This is a genomic window from Microbacterium barkeri (assembly GCF_027921765.1).
In the GTDB taxonomy this organism is placed as follows: Bacteria; Actinomycetota; Actinomycetes; order Actinomycetales; family Microbacteriaceae; genus Microbacterium; species Microbacterium barkeri.
Map to the genome: position 1 here is coordinate 22,552 of NZ_BSEJ01000010.1, position 18,192 is coordinate 40,743.

22 protein-coding genes and 1 pseudogene are annotated in these 18,192 nt (G+C 71.4%); 8 read left to right on the forward strand and 15 right to left on the reverse strand.

Annotated features, from left to right (window positions below; genetic code table 11):
* The first annotated feature begins 81 nt into the window (after positions 1–81).
* The gene (locus PKE79_RS10780; protein WP_271173705.1) at positions 82–1,071 is read left to right on the forward strand and encodes a bile acid:sodium symporter family protein; all 990 of its coding nucleotides are present in this window, start codon (positions 82–84) and stop codon (positions 1,069–1,071) included.
* 47 nt (positions 1,072–1,118) lie between these two features.
* Here the strand turns inward: PKE79_RS10780 and PKE79_RS10785 are convergent, their stop codons facing one another.
* The 3 genes from PKE79_RS10785 to PKE79_RS10795 form a co-directional block, all read right to left on the reverse strand.
* On the reverse strand, positions 1,119–1,628 hold the full coding sequence (locus PKE79_RS10785) for a COG4315 family predicted lipoprotein (protein ID WP_271173706.1): 510 nt from the start codon (positions 1,626–1,628) through the stop codon (positions 1,119–1,121).
* A 63-nt stretch (positions 1,629–1,691) separates the two neighbouring features.
* The gene (locus PKE79_RS10790; RefSeq protein ID WP_271173707.1) at positions 1,692–2,375 is read right to left on the reverse strand and encodes a zf-HC2 domain-containing protein; all 684 of its coding nucleotides are present in this window, start codon (positions 2,373–2,375) and stop codon (positions 1,692–1,694) included.
* Entirely contained in the window at positions 2,372–2,878 is a 507-nt protein-coding gene (locus PKE79_RS10795; protein ID WP_271173708.1) for a sigma-70 family RNA polymerase sigma factor, read from the reverse strand. Before PKE79_RS10795 ends, PKE79_RS10790 begins: the two co-directional genes overlap by 4 nt.
* A gap of 83 nt (positions 2,879–2,961) precedes the next feature.
* Here PKE79_RS10795 and PKE79_RS10800 point away from each other — a divergent pair, with 83 nt between their 5' ends.
* Positions 2,962–3,441 carry a DUF2231 domain-containing protein gene (locus PKE79_RS10800; RefSeq protein WP_271173709.1) on the forward strand — a complete coding sequence of 160 codons (480 nt, stop codon included), beginning with the start codon at positions 2,962–2,964 and terminating at the stop codon, positions 3,439–3,441.
* 1 nt (position 3,442) lies between these two features.
* Here the strand turns inward: PKE79_RS10800 and PKE79_RS10805 are convergent, their stop codons facing one another.
* Both PKE79_RS10805 and PKE79_RS10810 read right to left on the reverse strand, forming a co-directional pair.
* Positions 3,443–4,060 carry a class I SAM-dependent DNA methyltransferase gene (locus PKE79_RS10805; protein WP_271173710.1) on the reverse strand — a complete coding sequence of 206 codons (618 nt, stop codon included), beginning with the start codon at positions 4,058–4,060 and terminating at the stop codon, positions 3,443–3,445.
* Between the two features lie 52 nt (positions 4,061–4,112).
* Positions 4,113–5,429 (reverse strand): cytochrome P450, encoded by a 1,317-nt coding sequence (locus PKE79_RS10810; protein ID WP_271173711.1) that lies wholly within the window; start codon positions 5,427–5,429, stop codon positions 4,113–4,115.
* A gap of 136 nt (positions 5,430–5,565) precedes the next feature.
* On the opposite strand from PKE79_RS10810, the gene PKE79_RS10815 reads away from it, so the two are divergent.
* Positions 5,566–7,446: a penicillin-binding transpeptidase domain-containing protein gene (locus tag PKE79_RS10815; RefSeq protein WP_271173712.1), complete on the forward strand. Its 1,881-nt coding sequence runs from the start codon at positions 5,566–5,568 to the stop codon at positions 7,444–7,446.
* Positions 7,447–7,461: 15 nt separating this feature from the next.
* Here the strand turns inward: PKE79_RS10815 and PKE79_RS10820 are convergent, their stop codons facing one another.
* The 3 genes and pseudogenes from PKE79_RS10820 to PKE79_RS10830 form a co-directional block, all read right to left on the reverse strand.
* Positions 7,462–8,004, reverse strand: coding sequence for a mismatch-specific DNA-glycosylase (locus tag PKE79_RS10820; protein WP_271173821.1), 543 nt, complete (start codon positions 8,002–8,004; stop codon positions 7,462–7,464).
* A gap of 162 nt (positions 8,005–8,166) precedes the next feature.
* Positions 8,167–8,379: pseudogene (locus tag PKE79_RS10825) on the reverse strand (putative quinol monooxygenase); the annotation flags it as partial.
* Positions 8,379–8,996, reverse strand: coding sequence for a TetR/AcrR family transcriptional regulator (locus tag PKE79_RS10830; protein WP_271173713.1), 618 nt, complete (start codon positions 8,994–8,996; stop codon positions 8,379–8,381). The pseudogene PKE79_RS10825 and the gene PKE79_RS10830, both read right to left, overlap by 1 nt.
* Before the next feature lie 58 nt (positions 8,997–9,054).
* On the opposite strand from PKE79_RS10830, the gene PKE79_RS10835 reads away from it, so the two are divergent.
* On the forward strand, positions 9,055–9,981 hold the full coding sequence (locus tag PKE79_RS10835) for an alpha/beta fold hydrolase (RefSeq protein WP_271173714.1): 927 nt from the start codon (positions 9,055–9,057) through the stop codon (positions 9,979–9,981).
* A 19-nt stretch (positions 9,982–10,000) separates the two neighbouring features.
* Here PKE79_RS10835 and PKE79_RS10840 read toward each other — a convergent pair whose 3' ends face one another.
* Together PKE79_RS10840 and PKE79_RS10845 are read right to left on the reverse strand one after the other, a co-directional pair.
* Positions 10,001–10,510, reverse strand: a complete 510-nt coding sequence (locus tag PKE79_RS10840) for a pyridoxamine 5'-phosphate oxidase family protein (protein ID WP_271173715.1) — start codon at positions 10,508–10,510, stop codon at positions 10,001–10,003.
* 62 nt (positions 10,511–10,572) lie between these two features.
* Entirely contained in the window at positions 10,573–11,442 is an 870-nt protein-coding gene (locus PKE79_RS10845) for a sigma-70 family RNA polymerase sigma factor (protein WP_271173716.1), read from the reverse strand.
* 88 nt (positions 11,443–11,530) lie between these two features.
* On the opposite strand from PKE79_RS10845, the gene PKE79_RS10850 reads away from it, so the two are divergent.
* Positions 11,531–12,034 carry a carboxymuconolactone decarboxylase family protein gene (locus tag PKE79_RS10850; RefSeq protein WP_271173717.1) on the forward strand — a complete coding sequence of 168 codons (504 nt, stop codon included), beginning with the start codon at positions 11,531–11,533 and terminating at the stop codon, positions 12,032–12,034.
* A 57-nt stretch (positions 12,035–12,091) separates the two neighbouring features.
* Here PKE79_RS10850 and PKE79_RS10855 read toward each other — a convergent pair whose 3' ends face one another.
* Positions 12,092–12,652 carry an NAD(P)H oxidoreductase gene (locus tag PKE79_RS10855; protein ID WP_271173718.1) on the reverse strand — a complete coding sequence of 187 codons (561 nt, stop codon included), beginning with the start codon at positions 12,650–12,652 and terminating at the stop codon, positions 12,092–12,094.
* A 98-nt stretch (positions 12,653–12,750) separates the two neighbouring features.
* On the opposite strand from PKE79_RS10855, the gene PKE79_RS10860 reads away from it, so the two are divergent.
* Positions 12,751–13,185, forward strand: coding sequence for a MarR family winged helix-turn-helix transcriptional regulator (locus PKE79_RS10860; protein ID WP_271173719.1), 435 nt, complete (start codon positions 12,751–12,753; stop codon positions 13,183–13,185).
* Positions 13,186–13,281: 96 nt separating this feature from the next.
* Here the strand turns inward: PKE79_RS10860 and PKE79_RS10865 are convergent, their stop codons facing one another.
* A complete protein-coding gene (locus PKE79_RS10865; protein ID WP_271173720.1) occupies positions 13,282–14,253 on the reverse strand; it encodes a helix-turn-helix transcriptional regulator in 972 nt (323 codons plus the stop codon).
* 106 nt (positions 14,254–14,359) lie between these two features.
* Between PKE79_RS10865 and PKE79_RS10870 the strand changes: the two genes are divergently transcribed.
* The gene (locus tag PKE79_RS10870; RefSeq protein ID WP_271173721.1) at positions 14,360–14,776 is read left to right on the forward strand and encodes a VOC family protein; all 417 of its coding nucleotides are present in this window, start codon (positions 14,360–14,362) and stop codon (positions 14,774–14,776) included.
* A 103-nt stretch (positions 14,777–14,879) separates the two neighbouring features.
* Positions 14,880–15,788, forward strand: a complete 909-nt coding sequence (locus PKE79_RS10875) for an alpha/beta hydrolase (RefSeq protein WP_271173722.1) — start codon at positions 14,880–14,882, stop codon at positions 15,786–15,788.
* A 14-nt stretch (positions 15,789–15,802) separates the two neighbouring features.
* Here the strand turns inward: PKE79_RS10875 and PKE79_RS16685 are convergent, their stop codons facing one another.
* The 3 genes from PKE79_RS16685 to PKE79_RS10885 form a co-directional block, all read right to left on the reverse strand.
* A complete protein-coding gene (locus PKE79_RS16685) occupies positions 15,803–16,288 on the reverse strand; it encodes a nucleotidyltransferase domain-containing protein (protein ID WP_369015238.1) in 486 nt (161 codons plus the stop codon).
* Between the two features lie 71 nt (positions 16,289–16,359).
* Positions 16,360–16,902, reverse strand: coding sequence for a putative immunity protein (locus PKE79_RS10880; RefSeq protein WP_271173723.1), 543 nt, complete (start codon positions 16,900–16,902; stop codon positions 16,360–16,362).
* Between the two features lie 190 nt (positions 16,903–17,092).
* Positions 17,093–17,647 carry a GNAT family N-acetyltransferase gene (locus PKE79_RS10885; protein WP_271173724.1) on the reverse strand — a complete coding sequence of 185 codons (555 nt, stop codon included), beginning with the start codon at positions 17,645–17,647 and terminating at the stop codon, positions 17,093–17,095.
* Positions 17,648–18,192: the final 545 nt, after the last annotated feature.

Here is an 18,192-nt window from a genome sequence, read left to right on the forward strand (position 1 = left end):
GCCATCTCAGTATCGAGCGAGCGTAGCAACATGCTCAGCAGACGCACAGGTGGCTCACCTGGATATGGCAGATTTGATCGGATGAGCCAGCCGACTGCATCCGACTCCTCCGCCCCTGATCGCGCCGCGCGGCGCGCGGTCACGGTCTTCCCGATCCTCGTGCTGGTGGCCGGGGTGGTCGGATTCCTCCTGCCGGGGGCCGCGCCCGTGCTCGGGCCCGCAGTGCCGTGGCTGCTCGGATTCATCATGTTCTGCATGGGCCTCACCCTGACGCTCCCCGACTTCGCGCGCATCGCGAAGCGCCCGTGGATGGTCCTGGTGGGGGTCGTGCTGCAGTACCTCATCATGCCGCTGACCGCGTGGCTCATCGCCTTCGCGCTCGGCCTCCCGCCCGAGCTCGCGGCGGGCGTCATCCTCGTCGGCTGCGCCCCGGGCGGAACGGCGTCGAACGTCGTGACCTACCTGTCACGCGGCGACACGGCGCTGTCGGTCACCGTGACGACGTGCTCGACGCTGCTCGCGCCGATCATGACCCCGCTGCTCACCCTGTGGCTCGCCGGCACGTTCCTCGAGGTGCCGTTCGGCTCGATGATGGTGTCGATCCTGCAGACCGTCCTGCTGCCGATCATCGCCGGCCTCGTCGTGCGCCTCTTCCTGCGCGCGTTCGTGGAGCGCGTGCAGGCATGGTTCCCGTGGCTCTCCACGATCGCGATCTCGCTCATCGTCGCGGCCGTCGTGGCGGGCAGCGCGGATCGGATCGTCCAGGCCGGCCTCATCGTGTTCCTCGCGGTCGTGCTGCACAACGGCCTGGGGCTCCTGCTCGGCTACCTCGCCGCGATCGCGCTCGGGATGACCCAGCGCGAGCGGCGCGCGATCTCGATCGAGGTCGGAATGCAGAACTCCGGGCTGGCCGCATCGCTCGCGGCCGCGCACTTCTCGCCGCTCGCGGCGCTGCCCGCGGCGGTGTTCTCCGTCTGGCACAACCTGTCGGGTGCGCTGTTCGCGATGGTCATGGGCCGCCGACCCGTGACCGACGAGCCGTCAGCGCCCGAGCCCGTGCGCGAGCGCTGACGATCCGCGCGCTGGCGGGAACCGCCCCGCCAGCGCGCGGCCGTCCGCTACTCGGCCATCCGCTCACCCGCGGGAGACAGCACCCACCACACGTCGTTGACGCCCTGGCCGTTCACGTCCCCGGCTGCGGCATCGCCCGCGAAGTAGTAGAGCGGCCAGCCGTTCAGCGTCACCTGCGTCTCGCCGTCGACGCCCTCGATGGTGCCCACCTCGCCGGTGACGCCCTCCACCTCCGGCAGGTCGCCCTCGACGGTCACGGCAGGCCAGTTCTCGGCGCACTGCCCCTCGCAGGTGCTGACCCCGGCGCCCTGGGTGTCCTGGTCGAACATGTAGACGGTCATGCCCTCGCCGTCGACGACGATCTCGCCGAGCGGCGACTCGGCCACCATGAGGGTCGTGCCGTCGCCGGTCATCTCGTCGGGCGAGGTCATGGGCTCCGAGGACTCCGACTCGGACGGCTCCTCCTCGGGCTCGGCGGCGGGCGCCGAGCAGCCGGCGAGCACGAGCACGAGCACCCCTCCCCACACGGCCGACCTGATCACGTGCTTGCGGAACATGGCGATCCTCCGTTCACGACTGCGGTTCAGTCACCGGGGACACGATCCGCAGGCGCGTCGGGTTCACTTCCCCTTCAGCGGCGCAGCGCGCATGAGCACGTCGCCCGTCGTCGACGAGCGGATGTCGATGCTCGCGATCTCGTCGGGGGCGAAGGCCGTGCCGGCGCTGAGGCGGGCCGTCGATCCGGCTGTCGCCCGCCAGGTCGACAGCGCGCTCTCCGTGCCGTCTGCCGCCGTGACGACGAGGGTGTAGCGCCGCTCGCGGTCGGAGGGGCCGTGTCCGTACGCGCACGTCATGTCGATGCGCGTGCCCCACGCCACCTCGGTGAGCTCCACCGACGCCTCGAGCGGCGCCGATCCGACGGGCGCCATCGCGACCACCGTGCTCTGCGGCTGCGTGACGGTCACCACGACGGGCACCGCGACGAGCACAGCGGCGAGCGCGGCGACGACCGCGACGCCCGCGCGCCGGCGCCGTCGCGAGCGGCGTGCGCCGAGCGCGACGAGCTGCGCGCGACGAGCGGCGTCGGGCCCGTCGCTGACGCGCTCTGCCTCGATCAGACCGCGGCCTCGGTCGGGTTCCACCCGAGACAGGAGCCCGACGATCGGAGCGAGGTCGGCGATCGCCGCCCGACAGCGCTCGCACTCGACGAGGTGGGCCTCGAACGCGGCGCGGTCGGCCGAGCTCAGCGCGCCCAGCACGTAGGCCGCGTCCCACTCGGCGAACCGCTCGTGATCGGCGTTCATCGCGTCACCCCTCTCTCCTGCAGCGCGAGGCGCAGCGCCCGCAGCCCGTAGTGCAGCCGGGACTTGACCGTGCCCTCCGGGATGCCGAGGTCCGCGGCGATCTCGACGGTCGACAGGCCGCCGAAGTACGCGCGGACGACGACGTCGCGATGCGCATCCGAGAGGACGCCGAGCGCCTCCTCGATGAGCAGGGCGTCGAAGATCGCGTCGGTCGCGTCCCGCACAGCCGATTCCGGCGTCTCGGCGACCGCGATCTCACGGCGATGCCGCGCGCTGCGCGCCTCGTCGATGACGATGTGCCGCGCGACCGTGTACATCCACGAGCGGGCCGTCTCCGGATCCTGCGCGAGGATGCGCGGCGTGCGCCAGGCGCGCAGGAGCGTTTCCTGGACGACATCGTCGGCGCCCGCGCGATCTCCCGTGAGGTGGACGACGTAGCGCCACACCGGGGCCGCGTGCGCGTCGAACAGCGCACCCAGTCGTGTCGCGTCATCGCCCGGCATCGCACACCTCCCCACTGAGGCAACGAGATGCGCGGTGCCCGGGTTCATCTGAACCGCTCGCCCCGCCATCCCGTGTTCCGAGTATGAACCCGTTCGAGGTCGCCGGCCTCCCCCTCCATCCGCTCGTCGTGCACGGTACGGTCGTGCTCGTGCCCCTCACGGCTCTCGCGCTCGTGCTGGGTGCGATCCTCCCGTCGGCGCGTCGACGACTCGGCGCCGTGACGCCCCTCGCGGCCGTCGTGACCGTCGTGCTCGTGTACGTCGCGGTCGTGTCGGGCGGAGCGCTCAAGGAGGTCGTCGGTCCGCTGCCTCAGGTCGCGCGCCACGAGGCGCTCGCGGTGCTCGTCCCTCCCTGGACGATCGGGATGGCCGTGGTCGCGGTCGCGCAATGGCTCTGGTTCCGGCGGCGCCCGGCGGATGGCGCGAGCACGCGCGAGGCCTCTCGTCGCGATCGCGTCGTCGGCGTCACGATCGCTGGTCTCGCTCTCGTCACCGCATCGGGAGCGACGGTCTCGGTCGTCCTCGCGGGCGAGGCGGGAGCGCGCGCCGTCTGGGGCGGCTGAGTCAGCGCCGCGGGCGCACGGCGACGATCGCCGCATGCGGCCTCGCGCCCGGATCGGCCCGCTGCTCGATGTCGGTGACCGCGAACCCGGCCGCCTCGAGAGCGCGCCGCATCTCGGCGGCCGGCCACCGGTGCGCGGTCACGACCTTGTGCGGGAACGGCTCGATGTCGGCCCCGTCGAAGAGCCCGATGAGCAGCGAGCCTCCCGGCGTCAGAGCACGCTCGAACTCGGCGAGGACCGCCGGGATCTCCGCGGGGTCGAGATGGATGAGCGAGTACCACGCGAGGATGCCGCCGAGAGAGCCGTCGTCGACGCGGAGGTCGCGAAGATCCCCGCGCCGGAAGGTCACGTCAGGGAAGCGCTCGCGCGCGCTGCGCACGAACGCGTCGACGAGATCGACGCCCTCGACCGCGCACCCGAGATCGTGCAGGTGCTTCGTCCAGTGACCGGGCCCGCAGCCGGCGTCCACGATCCGGCCATCGACAGACCGCGCCCAGGCGGTGATGCGCCGCTCGTCCGCGGGCGCCATGGCGTCCACCGATCCGAGCAGCCGCACGTACTCGTCCGCGCGCGCGGTGTACGCGTCGCGGACCGACACATCCGACGGCATCACGGTCATCCGGCTCCTCCTCTCGCGCGAGCCGCCCGGCGGGGCCCGGCCTCGATCGAGGCTACGCCGGCCCGGGTCCCGCCGCGCCGGAGTGGAACGGGCAGCGCCGGACGCGCCCGCCCGACGCGGGCATCGTCGGGAGCCTCCTCCGATTGACCTCCAGTCCGGAGCCGAGGATGGTCACCTGCGGGTCGCTGAGAGCGGCGATCGCGGTCGCGAGACCGGCGATCGCGAGCTTCTCACCGGGGCACCGATGCCCCGTCGCGACATCCGCGCCGCCGTGCGGCACGAACGCGGCGAGGGCCTCGTAGTCCTCGACGCCCGCGAACCGCTCCGGATCGAACTCGTCGGCGCGCTCCCACGAGCGCTCGTCGGTGTTCGTCCCGAGGATGTCGAGGACGACGCGTCCGCCTGCGGCGACGCGGCGGCCGTCGAGCTCGACGTCGGCGATGGCCCAGCCGGGGAGCATCGGCACGAACGGCGCGGTGCGCCGGATCTCCTGCGCGAACATCGTCGCGAGCGGGCCGCCCACGAGCGAGCCCCGCTCTCGCGTCTCCTCGGCGATGCGCTCGCGCCACGCGGGTCGGTCGTGCAGCTCCTTCGCGGCGAACGCGACGAAGCGCGCGACCGCGATCATCGGCCGCATGCTGTTCTGCAGCTCGATGCCGGCCGTGCGCGCAGGCAGGAGCCCGCCATCCGGCTCCCGGTGGTCCGCCCACGCGCGCAGCGCGGTGTCCGTCTCGGCCTTCAGCTCGCCGGCGCGGACAGCCGCGATCAGCCGCTCGGCATGGCGATCCGACCAGAGCCGGTTCGCGAGCGCGAGCAGATAGGCAGGCGAGTAGGGCGAGCCGAACCCGTCGACGATCTGGGCGAGCCGCCCCGCCCACCGCGTCTGGGCGTCGGCCGTGCCGGGCAGACCCGCCCATCGCATCGACGCACGCCCGAACGCGCCGACCGCGGCATCGTAGGCCGAGCGCGTGCCGCCGTCGCGCCATGCCTCGAGCTCGGTGCGCCACTCGCGCTCGAGGTTCGGGCCGAACCTCTCCACCTGCGCGTCCTCGTAGGCGACGTCGACGAAGGTCGCCTTGCGATGCCGGTGCGCCGCGCCGTCGAGACTGTGCACGGAGCCGTGCCCGAAAAGCGACTCCTGCACGATCGCGGGCATCGCCCCATGCCGCGCGATGCGGCTCTCGTCGTAGAAGACCGCGACGCCCTCGGGGCCGCGCACGAAGAGCGTCTCGTCGCCGAGGAGCCGCATCGGCGCGGACCGCGCACCGTCGCGCACGCGGCTCCAGATGTGCGCGCCGAAGTCGTACCCGCGCAGGAGGAAGGACAGGGAGTCGTCGTGCAGCAGGTTGCCGAGTCGAGATGTCCGCATGCTCCCACCGTCTCAGTGATCAACGCGCCCCTCCAGGGGGCGGCGCCGAGCACGGCGGTGTGCTATCGGAGGACGCGTCATATCCACATGGCAGGATGACGGAGGACGCCCGCTCGCTCGGAAGGACCACTGCTCCATGCCCCTCTCCCCGAAACGCGGCGCCGCCGTTGCGCTCCTCGCGCTGCTGCTCCCTCTGGCCGCGTGCACGAACGGCGCCGAAGACGCCGCCCGCGCCGCGGCGGACGACCTCGCCCAGGCCCTGTCCGAGCGGACGCTCGACGGCGTCGCGCTCACGGAGCCGGACGCGGCCACCGCGTTCGACGAGCAGATCGCCCCGCTCGCGGACTACGCGGTGAAGGTGTCCGCCGACGAGGTCGAGCGGGACGGCGCCGAGGCGACCGTCGCCCTGCACTGGAGCTGGGATGTCGACGGCCACGAGTGGACCTACGACACGACGGCCGCCCTCGTGGAAGGCGAGGACGAATGGGCCGTCGACTGGACGCCCGAGACGCTCATCCCCGAACTCGGACCGGATGATCGGATCGAGATCCAGCGCACCTTCTCCCCGCGCGCCGAGGTCCTGGGAGGTGACGGAGCCCCCATCGTCACTGACCGCCCGGTCGGCCGGTATGGCCTCGACAAGACCGCGATCCCGGCGGAGGAGGTCGGCGCCTCGGCGGAGCGGATCGCGTCCGCCGTCGGCATCGATCCCGCCGCCTTCCGGGCATCCGCGGAGAGCGCCGGCCCTGAGGCCTTCGTGCAGGCGATCGTCGTGCGCGAGGGCGAGGAGGATCAGCACGTCGATCCCGCCTTTTCGCGCATCCCCGGCGCACTCGTCGTGCCCGACGAGATCCCGCTCGCGCCGACGCGCACGTTCGCGCGCGAGATCCTCGGCACCGTCGGCGAGGCGACGGCCGAGATCGTCGAGGACTCCGAGGGCGCCGTGCGAGCTGGCGACCAGGTCGGGCTCTTCGGCCTGCAGGCGCAGCACGACCGTCAGCTTCGCGGAACGCCGACCACCGTCATCGAAGCGGTCGGCGCCGAGGACGAGCGGCGCACGCTCGCGGAGTGGCCGGGCGAGGACGGTGAGCCGCTCGCGCTCACCCTGGATCCCGCCATGCAGATGCACGCCGAGGAGATCCTCGGCGGCCTCGGCGGCGAGGACGCGCCGGGGAGCGCGATCGTCGCCATCCGCCCGTCCACCGGCGAGATCCTCGCGGCGGCGAATGGCCAGGGCAATGCGGGCCTCAATCTCGCGACCACCGGCGAGTTCGCCCCGGGCTCGACCTTCAAGCTCGTGACGTCGCTCGCTCTCCTGCGATCCGGCGTCGCTCTCGACGACGTGCTGTCCTGCCCCGAGACGATCGAGGTCGACGGCTTCACGTTCAAGAACTACGACGACTACCCGGATTCGGCGCTGGGCGACGTGACCTTCCGCACCGCGATCGCGAACTCCTGCAACACGGCGCTCATCGGCGCTCGAGACCGGATCGCCGACGGCGCGCTCGCCTCCGCTGCCGCATCCCTCGGGCTCGGCTCCGAGATCGACCTCGGCTACCCGGCCGGGCTCGGCCGGGTTCCCGAGCCCGAGAGCGAGACGGAGCGCGCGGCCGACCTCATCGGACAGGGGCGCATCATCGCCACGCCCCTGGCCATGGCGACGGGCGCCGCGTCCATCCAGGCCGGCGAGACCGTCGTGCCGCATCTGATCGCGGACCGGACGGGCGACGCCGAGCCGGCGGATCCGCTCACGGCAGACGAGGCGACCGCGCTGCAGACCCTCATGCGCGCGGTCGTCACCGAGGGCTCGGCGACCTTCCTGAACGGCATCGGCGACGTCGGTGCGAAGACGGGCACGGCGGAGTACGGCGAGCCCGGCGAGGATGGCTCGCACCCCACGCACAGCTGGATGGTCGGCACGCACGGCGACCTCGCGGTCGCCGTGTTCGTCGAGGACGGGGAGTCGGGCGCCGAGACCGCCGGACCGCTGCTTCAGGCCTTCTTCGAACGCTGGTGACCCGCGGCGGCCCGATCAGGCTCGGGCCGCCGCTGCCCAGACCTCGCGCCACTTCGCCGCGAGCGAGTCGATCGTCTCGTGCGCGTTGAGCCCGCTCGGCTGAGGAACGACCCAGAGCGCCACGCCGTCGGGCCATCCCAGGGCGAGGGGCGGGTCCTGCGCGCCGAGCCTGGCCTTCGGCAGCGAGAACGCCGCGCGAAAGGCCGTGATGCCCGCCACCGCGACGACGCGGGGCCGGAGGCGCGCGACCTGCGTGACCACGCGGCGACCGCCCGCCCTCAGCTCGTCACGGCTGAGCTCGTCCGCGCGGGCGGTCGCGCGGCCGACGAGGTTCGTGACGCCGATCCCCCGGCCGAGCAGCTGCTGCTCGTCTTCACCCGACAGCCCTGTCGATGCGTCCACCGCGCGGTCCGTGAGACCGGCGCGCTGCAGAGACGGCCAGAACCGGTTGCCCGGACGGGCGAACGGCGCGTTGACCGCAGCGGTCCAGAGGCCCGGGTTGATTCCGACGATGAGCATCCGCAGGGCCTCCGGATCCGCCGGCAGGACATCGTCCATCGCCCGCGGGTCATCCGCGGCGAATCGCCGCAGGTCGTCCGCACGCGGCCGCCGCCCGCCGAGTGGCGACGGACGCCTCGGCTCCCCGAGCACGGGCGGCGCGCCCTCGCGCGTGACGTAGCGGCGTTCGATCCCCGCGGTCGCGCGCGCCCAGGTGCTCTGGGCCATCCGCGCCTGATGGGCGGCGAAGGCGCTCTCGTCCGCGAACACCTCGTCGACCTGCCACGCGAGGGGGTCCGCGGTCGGGCGCACGTGGAACGCGAGGCACCCCGGCTCCGCGCGGGTCGCCGCGAGATGCGCGGGAAGGTGGCGCTCGACGCGCTCGGCCTCGGCGGGCGTCGCGCAGAGGAGGTGTCCCGTGAGGACGATGGGCATCAGGCGCCCCGGCCAGACGAGCGCGCGTCCGCGAGGCCCGGACGCGGGGCTGCGATGCCGCGGACGCAGACCGCGAGCGCCGTGCGCCAAGCCTGCTCCCCCTGCAGAGCGCGCCGGCGCTCGAGCGCCGCGAGCCCCTCGCAGAGGGCGTGGAACGCGCGGACCTGCGCCCCCAGCTCCGGTTCGTCGACCGAGCCGCCGACCCGCGCGACGCGTGCCCGGAGCTCGGCGAGCGCCTCACCCCGCGCCGCTTCCGCCGACGGCGCGTCGTCTGCCGTCGGGCGGTCGAGACCGAAGGCGAGAGCGTAGAGGGCCGGATGACGCGCGGCGAACGCGCGGAGGGCCAGTCCGGCCTCGACGAGGTCTGCCTCCGGATCGTCGGTGACGGGCAGCTCGGCCACGCGGCGCCCGAGCATGTCGAACCCTCGCGCCGCGAGCCGCGCGAGGAGGTGGCCCTTGGAGGTGAACACGCTGTAGATCGCACGCGTCGTGACGCCGGTCCGCTCGGCCAGGGCGCGCATCGACAGAGCCGCGAGCCCGCCCTCCTCAAGCACCTGCTCGGCCGCCTCGAGCAGGTCCGCCTCGGTCTCGGCGCCGTACCGTCTGGGTCGTCCCACCTTGACAGAATATCGTCACATCGTTACGTTACGTTGTAACGAAACTCGGGAGGTCATCGTGGACCCCGCTCTCGCTCCGGCCGGACAGCACGCCTTCGGCGGGCGCCTCGAGCGCTTTCGCCTCCTCCGGCGCGAGCTCTTCGCGCGTCGCGGTCTCGAGCTGGACGAGCACCAGGTCATCCGCAGAGACGGGAGCCGCATCCATCTCCTGTCATCCGGCGGCGGCGACGAGGTCACCGTCTTCATCCACGGCGGCGTGGGGAACAGCGCGGAGTGGGCGGACGTCGCGCCGCGCGTCACGGGTCGGGTCGCGATCGTCGACACCCCGGGCTTCGGCCTCTCGGATCCGCTCCCCTCCCCGATCGACGACTGGGGTCGCGCCTGCGCGAGCTGGCTGCTCGACGTCGTCGACGCCCTCGGGGCGGCTCACCTCCGCCTCGTCGGCTGCTCGATGGGCGGCTTCGCGACGATCCGGTTCGCGGCCGCTCACCCCGATCGCGTGGCGGGGCTCACGCTGGCGGGAAGCGCCGGCGGGCTGTTCGCGGACATCGGGCTCTTCCTGCGCCTGTGGACGGTCCCCGGCGTGGGCAAGGCGGTCTCGCGCCTGCCCCTGCGCGATCCGGAGGCCGTGCGCAGAAGGATGTTCGGGCCCTACGTGGCCGACCCCGCGCGGATCGCCGACGATGTGCTCGCGGTCGCCCTCGCGGGCGTGAACCTCCCGGGCGCGAGAGAGGCGAGCCGAGCGGTGATCCGCTCCGTCGCCGACGCGCGGGGCTGGAAGCCGGCGGCGCGCGTGGACGCTGTCCTGGTCGTTGCGGACGTGCCGACCGCCTTCGTGTGGGGCGATGCCGACATCCATGCTTCCCCCGACGTCGCACGCGCCCTCGCCGCGCAGATGAGCGCGGCCCGCGTCGTCGTCGTGCCGGCCGCCGGGCACATCCCCCACCTCGACCATCCCGACGCCGTCGCGGACGCCATCCGCTGATCGGCGCGCGGCGCGCCGCTCACGCCGCCGCGATGCGCCACTCCCCGCCGGGATCGCGCACGAGGCGGGCCTGCGCGAGGCCGAACGGCGGTGGTGTGACGCGTCGCCGCGCGTCCCAGAGCTCGATCTCGAAGGGGACGCACCGGACCACGACGAACGCGGGGTCGTCCGGTCCTGCCGGCCAGAAGGCTCGCCAGAACGGCATGAACCAGCGGCGGCGGGCGGCTGCGTCCTCGAGCATCTCCGCCGCGCATCGGACGGTGACACAGGCACCGTCGCGTTCACGGAGGTACGAGAGGACGACCCTTCCGCTCCGGCGGATCTCGGCAGCCTTCCGGCTGTGCGGCGACGTCCCGAAGTGCACGACGAGGTCGTCATCGGGCCGGAAGGGCTGCACAGCGCGGGCCCGCGGCCCACCCGGTGCGTCGGTGATGCACAGGCAGTAGCGAGCGCGCATCGTCGCGCGGGCGACGTCGAGCCAGACGTCGACGGATGCGCGGTGCGCACGGATGCCCCGGCGGCGCACCACCGCGCCGATCCGCTCGAGGAGAGCGCGCCGGGCTCGCCGGACGCGCGAAGTGGACCGCGCGCTCACCGGGGCAGCTCGATTCGCGCGAGACGAGCGGGCCCCGCGTAGGCGTCGATGGCGACGATGCGCTCGCCGAGCACCGAGAAGGCCATCACCGAGACCGCACGCTCCCCCACCTCGATGACGACGCCCGGCCGTCCGTCGACGAGCACGGGCACGAGCCGCGCGTCGGGGTTCGCGAACATCATCGCGTTGCCCGCGACCGCCTCGGCACCGCGCACCACACGGAGGGGCGAGGTCGCCGTGTCCGCGCGGAGGACGACGTCGGGATCGAGCACGGCGATGAGACGCGGCAGGTCGCCCGAGCGGGCCGCCGCGAAGAACGCATCGAGGACGGTCCGCTGCCGCCGCGGGTCCGCGTCGCCTCCTCCTCCCGCCGCCTGCACACGACGCCGTGCACGGGACGCGAGCTGGCGGACCGCCGCGAGAGACCGCTCGAGAAGCTCCGCGATCTGCTCGAAGGGGACGTCGAAGGAGTCGTGCAGCACGAAGGCGACGCGCTCCGCGGGGCTGAGCCGATCGAGGACGACCATGAGAGCGGCGCCGACGGCGTCTGACAGCTGCGCCGCGACATCCGGAGCGCCCTCCGGAGTGTCCGTGTCCACGACGGGATCGGGCAGACCCTGTTCGTACGCGATCTCGTTCCGGGTCGCGCGAGCGCGCAGCGCATTCAGACACACGCGCGATGTCACGGTCGTGAGCCAGCCGCCGAAGTTGTCGACGTCATCGTCGCCTGCGCGTGACACGCGAAGCCACGTCTCCTGGACCGCGTCGTCGGCGTCTGAGGCGGATCCGAGCATGCGCTGGGCGAGCCGTGCGAGCCGCGGTCGGTGCTCCTCGAAGCGGATGGCGAGGTCGTTCTGATCGGTCATGTCACATTCCCTCTGTTCGGCGGGTCACTCTACTGACCGCCCGAAACGCGGCGGTGTGACAGCACAGATGCGATACGAGGAGACCACCATGACCGACACCGCTCTGCTCACCCCCGCCGACGCCGACACCGTCGTGGCGCACAAGGCGCGCATGCCCCATCCTGCCTTCCTCCTGGAGGGCGGGCTCGATGCCCTCACCGGGCTGAACCGCGTCGCCCGCTCGGCGGGACTGCCCGAGCCCCTCCTGCATCTGCTCTGCCTGCGCGCGAGCCAGATCAACAGCTGCAGCTGGTGCGCGGTCGACCACGCACGCGAGATGAGCGAGGACGGCGCATCGCCCGAGCGGATCCACTCGGTCGCCGCCTGGCGCGATGCGCCGTACTTCACTGAGCGAGAGCGGGTCGCGCTCGAGTTCACGGAGGCGATCACCCGCCTCGCCGATCACCACGACCCGATCTCGGACGAGCTCTGGTCGCGCATGACCGAGCTGTTCGACCCTCGCCAGATCTCGGCGCTCCTGTTCGAGATCGGCGCGATCAACGTCTGGAACCGGATCAACGCAGCCATCCGTCAGCCCCCAGGGCGGCGCTGAGCACGCCGGGCCGCGCCGCGTGAACGGCGGCGCGGCCCTGACCTGCGGCGCATCCCCCTACGCGGCGAGCGCGGCGGACGAGACGATCTCATCCACGCGCGCCGCGTCGGGCTCCTCGAGGGTGTCGTAGATGAGGTGGACACGGGCGTCACGGATCCCGCAGAACTCGGAGATGCCGACCCGCAGCTGGACATCGAGCGCCGTGTCGAATCCGTGGCGCGCGTAGTACGCCGACGAGGCGCCGGCCAGGCCGATCCAGAGCATGCGCGTGCCGTGGAGAGTCGACGGCTCGTAGGCGAACCCCCGGTTCCACACCCGATCGACCCAGCCCTTGGCGATCGCAGGCAGACCGAACCACCACACGGGGAAGACGACGACAACGAGGTCCGCGGCGGCGATGCGAGCCATGTGCGCCCGGACCTCCGCCGAGTACTCCTTCGTGTGGTCGGCCCAGTCGGGCTCGTCCGCGGTGCGCAGCGACGGATCGAAGCCCTCCGCATACAGATCCAGGACGTCCACCGTGCTGCCCTCGGCGAAGAGCGTGTCCCGAACGCGCGCCGCCGTGGCGGCGGTCAGCGAATCACGGCGTGGATGTGCGACGACGACGAGCGCGTGCATCGATCTCGACTCCCTTCGGCGGTGGCACCGCATACTTGATCGGCTCAAGCATTACCGTGGCACATTTGCTTGATTGGATCAAGTGTTATGCTCGGCGCATGGCAGCTCCGTCAGGACCCGTGTCGGCATCGACGGACGCCGAGCGCGCGATGTTCGACTTCGTCGACGCCTACGACAGGGCCTATGAGATAGCGGCCGCGCAGCACGAGATGAGCGTCGCCCAGGCCTGCGTGCTCGGACGCATCTCCAGCCCGCGCGGGATGCGCGAACTCGCCGACGAACTCGAATGCGACGCATCGAACATCACGCAGATCGTCGGCCGACTCGAGGCGCGAGGACTGGTGGAGCGCCACGCGAATCCCGACGACCGCAGGTCTCGACTGCTCATCCGCACGCCGTCCGGCGACAGCCTCAACGCCGCCTTCGAGCAGAGCTTCGCGTTCGCGAGGACAGCCGCCTCCCGACTCAGCGCTGACGAGCAGAGCCAGCTGGCCCAGCTCCTGCACAAGGCACTCGGACGAGCCTCGGCCTGACGCCGCGCGGGCTGAGACGGCGGCGTGGGCCGAGGATTCGTCACGTCGCACCGGCAGGAGCCATCCGCCCCTCCCCGACTCGCAGCCCGACAGCGCTCAGCCCGCTGCCCGCGACATCCTCGCCGCTGCGGCCCGGACGCGGTCGCGCAGCTCGTCCGGGCCGTCGATCGTCACCTCGCAGTCGAGGGCCGCGATCACGGGCGGCAGCCAGTCGAGGCTCTCGGCATGGATCTCCGCCCGATACCAGGGCAGGCCGTCCTCGGTCGCACCCTCTCCGTCGTCCAGCCGCTCGAGCCGGGCCACGCTCCGCGGCAGGTGAGGTCGGATGCGATCCTCGGTCGCCCGGATGCGCAGCACCACCTCCCACCGGTAGTCCGCGTCGGCGAACCGATCGAGCAGGCCCTCGGCATCCGGCCGGCGCGGCGGAGCGAAGGTCTCGCGCAGAGATCGAGCTGACCGAACCCTGTCGACGCGGAAGGTCCGCTCCTCCTCCCGATCCGTATCGAAGGCGATGAGATACCACCGATCCCCGTGCGCCACCAGGCCATGCGGATGGACCACTCGTCGGGAGAGCGCGCCGTGACGGTTGACGTACCGGAGATCGAGCGCCTGCCGAGATGCGACGGCCTCCGCCAGGGTGAGCGTGATGGCAGGGTCGGGAGCAGCGGCACCGCCCTGAGGGGTGCGCATCGTCGCACCGAGAAGGGCGTCGACCCGCTCCGCCTCCGCGGCCGGGAGCGCTCGCCGGATCTTGGTGAGGGCCGTCTGCGCCGCGATCTCGGGGTCACCCGACGCCGCCTGGGCGCGGACGAGCCCGAGATAGACAGCCACCGCCTCCTCGGCGCTGAACATGAGCGGGAGGAACCGCTCGCCCGGCGCCAGTCGATAGCCGCCGTAGCGCCCCCGCTGCGTCTCCACGGGCAGCCCGAGATCGACCAGCCGCGCCATGTCCCTGCGGATGGTCCGCTCATCGACGCCGAGCCGATCGGCCAGCTCGCCGACAGTGCGCTGATGCGCGGACTGCAGGAGGTCGAGCAGGCGCAGGGCGCGAGCGGTCGTGTCGGCCATCCATCCATTGTCCTCCGCATACAGGACATCTTTCGCCCGGTATTGCTCGTACCGTCACGTCTGTGGCCGAGTGCGTCGGCCACGGACAGGACAGAAGGAGAAGGCCATGGAGCTGGCAGCCACCCGCATCATCACCGACGACGTCGACGCTCTCGTCGCGTTCTACGAGGCAATCACCGGAGCAGCCGCCGAGCGACTCCACCCGATGTTCGCCGAGCTTCGGACGCCATCCGGCACGCTGGCCATCGCCAGCTCCGCGACCGTGCACCTGCTCGGAGACGGCGCCGCCGAGGCCCACGCGAACCGCAGCGTCGTGCTGGACTTCCTCGTCGACGACGTGGACGCGACCTACCGGGCCGTTCAGGACGTCGTCGAGGTGTTCGTCAACGCGCCGACGGACATGCCCTGGGGCAACCGGTCGCTGCTCGTCCGCGACCCGGACGGCAACCTCATCAACCTCTTCACGCCGATCAGCGAAGCGGGCCGGCGGCGCTTCGCGAAGGACGTCGGCGCCGAGCGCTGAAGGCGCGCCCCCTCCGTCGGAGCGGAACGCCACCACGGGCGCTATGCTCGGCGCCGAGCGCGGAAGCCGCGTTCTTCCGGCGCCTCGTCCGATCGGAGAGCTCATGACCACCACCTCGGCCACCGGCGACGCCCCTGCCGCGTCCGCGCAGCACGGGATGACGCCGATCCCCATCCCCGAGCAGCCCGACGCCATCGAACTCGGGACGGGACAGCTGCCGGAGGCTTCAGCACCCGAGGCGTGGCACAGCCAGTACGGAAGCATGTTCGCTCGCAATGTCAGCACCGCCACGCTCACGCCGTTCCTGCCCGACCCGGCCACGGCGACAGGCACCGCCGTGATCGTGGCTCCGGGCGGCGGATTCATGTCCCTGTCCATGGAGAACGAGGGGTGGGACGTCGCCCGCGCGCTCGCGAGCCGCGGCGTCGCCGCCTTCGTGCTGAAGTACCGTCTCAAGCCGACTCCAGAGGATCTGGACGACTTCGACGCGGCGATCAGGGCGATGCTGGCCGCACCGCGCCTGTCGGACCGGCATGACCCGGCCACGGCGCTCCGCGGTCTGGATGCGCAGATCGCCGACGCTCGCGCCGCTTTCGCGCTCGTGCGAAGCCGCGCGGGCGAGTGGATGATCGATCCCGCGCGCGTCGGCATGGTCGGCTTCTCCGCGGGCGCGATGCTCACGGTCGCAACGGCCCTTGTCGGCGGGGATGCGAAGCCGGCGTTCATCGGCGATGTCTACGGCCCGCTCACGGCCTTCGACGTCCCTGAGGACGCCCCGCCGCTGTTCATCGCGCTCGCCGCGGACGATGGCCTGATGGACCCGAGGGGGTTTCCCCTCGTCGAGAGCTGGCGCGCTGCGGGGCGGCCGGTCGAGCTCCACTTCTATGAGCGAGGCGGCCACGGCTTCGGCATGTATCCGAAGGAGACGACCAGCACGGACTGGTTCGGCTCGTTCGCGAGCTGGATGAGGATGCACGGTCTGCTGGAGCGCGCTGAGCCGACGTCTCGCTGAACGCTGCGACTGCGCTACAGGCTGCTCGGCTTCTCGCCCCTGATGAAGCCGTCCTGCAGGTATCCCCCCCACGGAGTCGAGCACTGCGCGGCACATGCCTGTAAGCGCGGCGTGATCATCCGCCCCGCGGTCGACCCAGGCGGCAAGACCGAAGGGATCCTGGTTCGCGCGCAGCTCGCGCAGGAGCCACTTCCCGGTCCCGACCCAGGCGGGCATCGAGCGCAGGGCCAGCTCAGCGCCGACGAGCGCCGAGAGGCTGTACCGGCGCGCTCGATGTCCAACCAGACCTGCAGCGCGTCCGGGCCGTAGACGAAGGCCTCCACCAAGCGCCCGTTGTGCGTGGTGGTCTGAACGAACGCCGTCGTCGTCGACCATTCGCCGGGCAGCACCACGAGAATGTCCAGGTCCGAGGTCTCGGTCGCTCTCCCGGACGCAGCGCTCCCCCCGAGGACGCCGCAGACGCCTGCGGGTAGTCGGCGCGCACGAGTGCTCGTGCGCATTCAACGAAGTCCGTCACGACAGCCGCTCTCGCACGACGGCCTCGGGAGGCCGACACTCGTCGTGCGGGAACTCACCCCACCGTCTCGCCGAGCTGCGCTTGGATCTGGCGAATCGTCGATCCGAGCACGCCGCGGGACAGAAGTCCAGCTGCGAGCGGACCTGACGGGTCGGCGCCGAGGGGCGGGAGCAGACGCAGCGCCTCACGCTCGCGCTCGCTGAGGTCCGCCACTTGCCAGCGCACTTCCTCCTGCACCAGCTCCGGCTGCTCGGGGTGCGCAAGCGAGATCGCCTTCGCTGCGTACGCCGCCGCGCCCAGCGCGTGAGCGGCCATGTGGGCGACAGCCGCCGCCTGGCCGACGGCGCGAGCGGCCGCCACTCCCGCGGAAGTGGTCGCTGCGCGTGCCGCTTTCAGAGCGACGAGGCGCTTTCGGATCTCCTGCCCAGCACTGCTGTCCCCGGCGCTGTAGGCACGAGTGCGGGCGACGGCATCAAGGATCTCATCTCGCGCCACGTCGTCGGCATCGAACAGCGGGAGCACCCGCTCAGCGCAGGACAGCGCCCACCGCGCCAGCACGCGCCGGTCGGAGTCGCTCAATGTCTGATTCGACACCACCCGGCGAGGATATCCGACGCGGGCGACGCGCTGAGGTTGAATTGCTCAGCCTTCACGGCGCGGCTCGGTTCAGACGTCAACCCATCCGTACTGTCGTGCACCTTCTTATCGCCAGGCTCTTCCCGAGACGCCTTTGTGCGGGTCATCGCCGACCCGCGACTCAACGGCGATGACGCGGGCCCGGGCTTGGTCACATCAGTGGCGACCGATTCTTCTCGAACGCGAACATCAGATCCGGAATGGAGCGTTCCTCCGCTCCTGCAGCGGGGGAAGTGTCATGCGGGTCGGGGTGACCCGGATGGAAAAACTCCACGATGCGGAAGCCACATTTGTTCACATAGAAGTGGATGTTCCTCGTATCGTCGTACGGTGTCATGGTCTTCCAAACCCTGACCCCCGGATAATGCGCCTCAATGGCCGCCCAAAGCTCCGAGCCGAGTCCCCGCCCGTGCTCCCCCGCATCGATGAACAACAGGTCCAACGAAGCGGCGAGACCACCCTCCTTAATCGAGACGACAGCGCCGCCTACGCCATTCCCGCCTTCTCGAACGTCCCATGTATCGGCGCCGGGGTGATCCATCGACTGATAGATCTCCGCTTCAGAAATCACTGGATCACTTGAGTCATTGTCAAAGTACGCCGCCGCACCGACATCGAAAGAGCCTTGGAGGCGCGTCACGAACTCCTGTCGATCAGACGTCGCGAGTTTGTGCAACACGAGCGAATTCGCTTCAGAAACCACCATGATCCAGACCTTCCTTCGAAGCAGCAGAGTTTAGTTCGAGTACTGAAACTCATCCAATTGCTTTACGGAACAACCTCGGGTCGCCCAGTCCGACTGACGCTGTGGAGGGCCATCCGGCTTCTGCGTGACGATTGAGTGCACCCGCCGACTTCTGGGAACTCAGCCCGGGATGTGGCCTCGATGACAGACCGGGTCAGTTCTGGGGACAACGCGCCGGACTCCCCACGTCGCCGCTGTCATGACCGTAGACATGCTCGCAAGCGCAGACCGCGTCGCAGGGGTCCGCAGCCGGGCACCGGACGATCACGCTCTCATCGAAGCGGCGAGGACCATCGTCCAGAGCGAACTGAGATCAACGCGAGGTACGTCGAAGGCATCGACGGCGCGACCGATTGGACGTTCATCGCGCGAGCGATCATAGGGAAGCCACACTCTCGCACCGTACCCACCCTGATCCACGAGGAGAGCTCGATGCCGCCTCAGTGCATGCGCCGTGGGCGACGGCTCCCGCGAGCTCCCGGCAGGGCCGTGCAACTGCAGGCCCA